Annotated in this window: 5 protein-coding genes; 4 read left to right on the forward strand and 1 reads right to left on the reverse strand. The window is 37.0% G+C overall.

Features of this window, described 5'->3' with window-relative positions:
• The first annotated feature begins 534 nt into the window (after positions 1-534).
• The 4 genes from ACIQW9_RS14825 to ACIQW9_RS14840 all read left to right on the forward strand — a co-directional run bounded on the left by ACIQW9_RS14825 (position 535) and on the right by ACIQW9_RS14840 (position 3621).
• Positions 535-1086, forward strand: a complete 552-nt coding sequence (locus ACIQW9_RS14825; RefSeq protein WP_000028029.1) for a TetR/AcrR family transcriptional regulator — start codon at positions 535-537, stop codon at positions 1084-1086.
• Entirely contained in the window at positions 1086-1463 is a 378-nt protein-coding gene (gene qacH, locus ACIQW9_RS14830; protein ID WP_000121134.1) for a quaternary ammonium compound efflux SMR transporter QacH, read from the forward strand. The genes ACIQW9_RS14825 and qacH overlap by 1 nt, the downstream gene beginning before the upstream one ends.
• A gap of 614 nt (positions 1464-2077) precedes the next feature.
• Entirely contained in the window at positions 2078-3424 is a 1347-nt protein-coding gene (gene mobV / locus ACIQW9_RS14835) for a MobV family relaxase (RefSeq protein WP_053082646.1), read from the forward strand.
• Positions 3424-3621 (forward strand): hypothetical protein, encoded by a 198-nt coding sequence (locus tag ACIQW9_RS14840; protein WP_048558833.1) that lies wholly within the window; start codon positions 3424-3426, stop codon positions 3619-3621. The genes mobV and ACIQW9_RS14840 overlap by 1 nt, the downstream gene beginning before the upstream one ends.
• 13 nt (positions 3622-3634) lie before the next feature.
• Here ACIQW9_RS14840 and ACIQW9_RS14845 read toward each other — a convergent pair whose 3' ends face one another.
• Positions 3635-4192, reverse strand: a complete 558-nt coding sequence (locus ACIQW9_RS14845; protein ID WP_048558832.1) for a replication/maintenance protein RepL — start codon at positions 4190-4192, stop codon at positions 3635-3637.
• Between the last annotated feature and the right edge of the window lie 600 nt (positions 4193-4792).

Here is a 4792-nt window from a genome sequence, read left to right on the forward strand (position 1 = left end):
AGGGGAGAATTGATGGTGTTCGAATAAAAATCTTTGATATTTAGAAATCTAATTTTAAAGAAGGGAGTTGAGCTTTCATGAATAGTAACAGTAGCATTAATAAAAGTAATTTAAATTTATTAGCCGTAGTAGCACTAGGATTGACGACAATTTACACCGCAATATTAGCGACTCAATTAATGTCCACAAAACATAAAGTTGATTATTTATATTACAAAGAACATTTTCAAAAAAATAATAAGGGGAATAATAATTAATCGCTAAAACAATGAGAGGCGCTCTAGAAGGGGTAGAGTCCTGAAAATGCGGATTTACAACGGTAATGTAATTTTCACCCATAAATAAAGCCGATTTTAAGAAATCGACTGTTGAACTAAAGCTCCCTTTACTTTAAGTACATTTCTTCACAATCTTTAGATTAATTTATTGGATTATTTTTATGTGAAAGAGTGATATTAAATAAGAGCTTTAATTCGATTGACAAAAAAACCGTCCAGAAGGTATATTATATGTATCTAAGTTATGGAGGTTATTATGTCTATTTCAAAGCATGCTAATAAGAAAAAAAATATATTGATTGCTGCATCTGAAATTGTAAAAGAAGAAGGAGTTGTCAAACTCACATTAGAGGCAGTCGCCCAAAGAGCTGGCGTGAGTAAAGGTGGATTATTATACCATTTTCCTAGCAAGGAAGCATTAATTAAAGGAATGGTGGAAGATTGGACAAATAATTATTTCGAATGCATTAATACGTTAGTTAATAACGACGATGATAACGCAATAGGAAAATGGAATAGGGCTTATCTTAAATCTACATTTTCCGATTTAGAAAACAATAATCTAAATTCCGCACTAATGGCTGCTATGTTTATTAATCCAGATTTATTAGATGAATTCCGGCAGAGATACGATATTTTGCATACAAAGTTAATAACTGATGGAATTGATCCTGTCAAAATAACAATTACAAGATTATCCATAGATGGTCTTTGGTTTTCAGAAATATTTGGAATGGCACCATTAAATGAAGAACTAAAAACACAAGTTTTTGATGAACTAATAAACATGATTCAGGAGGACGAATAATGTCATATCTATATTTAGCACTTGCAATAGTGGGGGAGATTATTGGCTCTTCCCTATTAAAAGCATCTGAAGGCTTTTCAAAACTCTATCCTACAATAGGGGTAATAATAGCTTTCGTTGGTTGTTTTTTCTTTTTATCCTTGTCGCTAAAAACAATCCCCTTAAACACTGCATATGCATTATGGGCAGGTTTAGGACTTGTTTTGACTACAGTAATTTCAGTTTTAGTTTGGAAGGAAAAACTTAACATGGCTAGCATTGCAGGAATAACACTGATTCTTGTAGGAGTTGTAATATTGAATTTGTTTGGACCAGGACATGGAGAATCTGGTCATGAAGCAAGCGAAACTATTACAATGAATGAGACAATGGAATAACACATAAAAAAGTCCTTCTTAATAAAGAGAAGGACTTTTTAGCTTAATTAAGGGTATTTTTTGAAGTCCTTATTCAACAAACCTGCGTACGTTAGTTTAAGTGTATCACTTCACAATTCCAATAGAGTAGAGTTTATTGAGACATAATGAAATTAGCGTTTTAAATGACTTCTGACTGTCTCATAAGACTTGTATCAAATGCTTACCGTTGTAAATCCGCATTTCCCTGACGCTACCCCTAGAAGCGTCTTTTTTGCTTTTTAAGGGTTTTTACTAGGGGCAACCTCTTACAAAGGCGAGAGAGGCCCGTATGGCGTCTGTCAACGGTACCGGACCGAAGGGAGGATAAGGAGTTGATAGACTCACTTCACCAAGACCCTCTTGGTGTCTCAAAAGGCAACACCTTTTGAGCTGCCTACCGGCGAGGGAGCCCCTCAAGGATTGAGGGGTTGGGGAGTTCGATTAAGGGGGTCTGGGGAAGAGTTCCCCAGTGGGTTTGGGCAAAGCCCAAGGTTTGGCTTTTAGCGTCGCAGACCACATGAAACTTTGCGTGCAAAGTGTAGTGTGTTACACTTTCTATTAATCTATCGATTTTCAGAAAGGGTGCGTACCCCATGAGTTACTCCATTATCCGAATGCAGAAAATGAAATCAAATGGGATAAAAGGGATTCAATTTCACAACCAAAGAGAGAGGGAAAGTGAAACGAATCCCGACATCAATAAAGCTGATTCTCATCTGAATTATGACTTGATAAACGGTCAAAGGCAGATTGATTACAACGAGAAAATTAGCCAAGTAATTGAGGACAATGTGACCTCTGGAAAAAAGATCCGTAAAGATGCAGTTAAGCTGGCTGAATTCTTAATTACCTCTGACAAGGAATTCTTCGATAAAATTTCACCCAAAGAGCAGAAAAGGTATTTTGAAACGGCTCATGAGTTCCTTGCTGATCGATACGGTGAAAAGAATTTAATCTATGCGACTGTTCACTATGACGAGAAAACCCCTCACATGCACGTAGGCTTCGTTCCAGTAACGGAGGATGGCCGACTATCGGCTAAAGATTTCTTTGGCCAGAAAAAGCAACTGGTGAGTCTTCAGGACGATTTTAATCAGTACCTGAAGCAAAATGACTTTAATTTGGAAAGAGGGGTCTCGTCGAGCCGTAAACACGTGGAGACGGCTAAATATAAGGCTCAAACGTTTCAAAGCATGGAGAAGGAAGCCCAAGAGAAATATGAGCGGACAATGGGGCATATTCAAGAGATTGATGATAAATCGAAATCGATTGCGAATATCGAAGCTAAAAAGGTTCTAGGGCTTGTTGGAATGAAGGAACAAGACTACAAAAGCCTAGTCGATTATGCGACCAATGGTGTGGCTTATCAGCTACAAGCAGAGAATCTGCAGAAAGAGTTGGAAAAGACTCAAAAAGAAGTTACGCAGCTGAAAGCTGATATGCAAATTGGACAAGATAAAATTCGCTATTACTACAAAGATATTGAAGAGAATTTAGACTCCTTAGCAGAGAAAAAAGCACTGCAAAAAGTGAAGCAAACAGACATTGTAAAGAACTATGGAGACTTGATAGAAAAGTACAATGGACTCGTTAATAAATATAATGACCAGTTGAAGGAGAAAAAGGAGTTAAAACAACAGGTGGACACTCTAAAAATTGAGAACCGGTCTTACCAAAATGAGAATCGGGAATTGAAATTAGAGAACGGAAAATTGAAGGGAAAACTCGTGCAGATCAGCAAGGAGTTTTCTGTTTTTAAAGAGAGGGTGGGCAAAGTTTTACACGCTCAACTTGACCGAGTAAAAACGTTCTTGAGGATGAATGATGTAGACCGAAGTACAATCAAGTTCCTGGATGATAGGCAAGATAAATTAGTCCAGGACTCTTTAGAAAAAATGGAGAAGCCACAAAGGCAAAAAGGGATGGAGATGGAACGCTGATGAAGGTGAAACAATTGGTTGAGAAGTTGGAGAAACTAGACCAAGAGGGAGAATTAATGCTTTTTATGAGGGATAGAAAGAGACCTCATTTAGGTTCTGGAACTCTTATTCCAATAAAAGATATTGGTGTTTTTACAAGTGTTGACCAAGATTCAAATGAGGGCAAATATGCTCTTGAAATAAAGAAAGGCGAGTAGTTATCTACTCGCTTTATTTTAAGTTTTCACGTTCTCTAAGGGCTTTAAATTTATCAAATTGGCTTTTGTATTCAAAGTCCTTGTTTTCCTTTTTGCTGACAAGGATTTTACCATCGTATTTAGCAAATTTCTTTTTGTCATTGCCATCTGTCCAAGCAAGGTCTTCGTTCACTACATAGACGTTTGATGTTCCCATTTTTAAAACATTTAAAAATCCATTCTCCTCTAAAAGCTTTACTGCTCTGTAAACTGTTGACCTTGATTTGCCAAAATAATCTTCAAAAACTGCATAAGAACAAGCTAAAGCATTTCTGTTATCCATGTGTTCCAAGATAAAAAATAATAAAGAACTTGCGAAGTTATGATTTGCCATTAACCATCTTAATTCTGGCATGTTGTCACGATAAAGCTGGATGAAATTATGATTTTTCTTTTTCTCTTCAAATTGCTCTTTGTCTTTGTTTTCTTGCTGTTCAAGATCAATAAGTCTTTGAAGCATTTGAAGTTGTTCAGGGGTTAACTCAACATTAATTTTTCTCTGCTCGTCCAATTTACGCACCTCTGCTGGCATAGAATCCTTCTCTCCCTTGTTATGTATCATCAGCTGTGATACCTATATGTATAATTTATGACACATCATAGGTCAAAAATGAACTATAGTCAAGCAAAAAATGACACATCTTAATTCAACTATGTGTCACAAGCTATGACACATATACGTGTCACAAGCTATGACACATTACCTTAACTAAAACATTGATATATCAACATTTTTTCTGTGTTCCCTTCTATATCTCCTAAAGGGCTTTTCTCCACGCAAGGTTCGGGTAGTATTTTTCGGACAGACCACCGAAAAATCTCCACCCTTTTCTCCTTGCATTCCGAAATTTTGGCGGTGCTGTACTTTCGCCAAGCCGACGTACCTAAAACGAGGAATTCAGGAAATCGGCTTGCTCGAGCCATTATACCGCCAAAACCGCCAGAGCTTCCGTTCATAAATTTTCTCTTTTGCCTTATGGATCTACGCAATATGGGGGCTTCCCCCAAACCCCCTTGCCAGCCTCCACCCTAAAACAAGGGGAGAATTGATGGTGTTCGAATAAAAATCTTTGATATTTAGAAATCTAATTTTAAAGAAGGGAGTTGAGCTTTCATGAATAGTAACAGTAGC

The sequence above is a fragment of the Herminiimonas sp. NPDC097707 genome (genome assembly GCF_044761395.1).
Classification (GTDB): Bacteria; Pseudomonadota; Gammaproteobacteria; order Burkholderiales; family Burkholderiaceae_D; genus Oxalicibacterium.

What these genes read in the sequence shown, in the direction of transcription:
- ACIQW9_RS14845 (WP_048558832.1), bottom strand. Translation starts at nt 4,192, where the DNA reads ATGCCAGCAGAGGTGCGTAAATTGGACGAGCAGAGAAAAATTAATGTT.
- mobV (WP_053082646.1), top strand. Translation starts at nt 2,078, where the DNA reads ATGAGTTACTCCATTATCCGAATGCAGAAAATGAAATCAAATGGGATA.
- ACIQW9_RS14825 (WP_000028029.1), top strand. Translation starts at nt 535, where the DNA reads ATGTCTATTTCAAAGCATGCTAATAAGAAAAAAAATATATTGATTGCT.
- qacH (WP_000121134.1), top strand. Translation starts at nt 1,086, where the DNA reads ATGTCATATCTATATTTAGCACTTGCAATAGTGGGGGAGATTATTGGC.
- ACIQW9_RS14840 (WP_048558833.1), top strand. Translation starts at nt 3,424, where the DNA reads ATGAAGGTGAAACAATTGGTTGAGAAGTTGGAGAAACTAGACCAAGAG.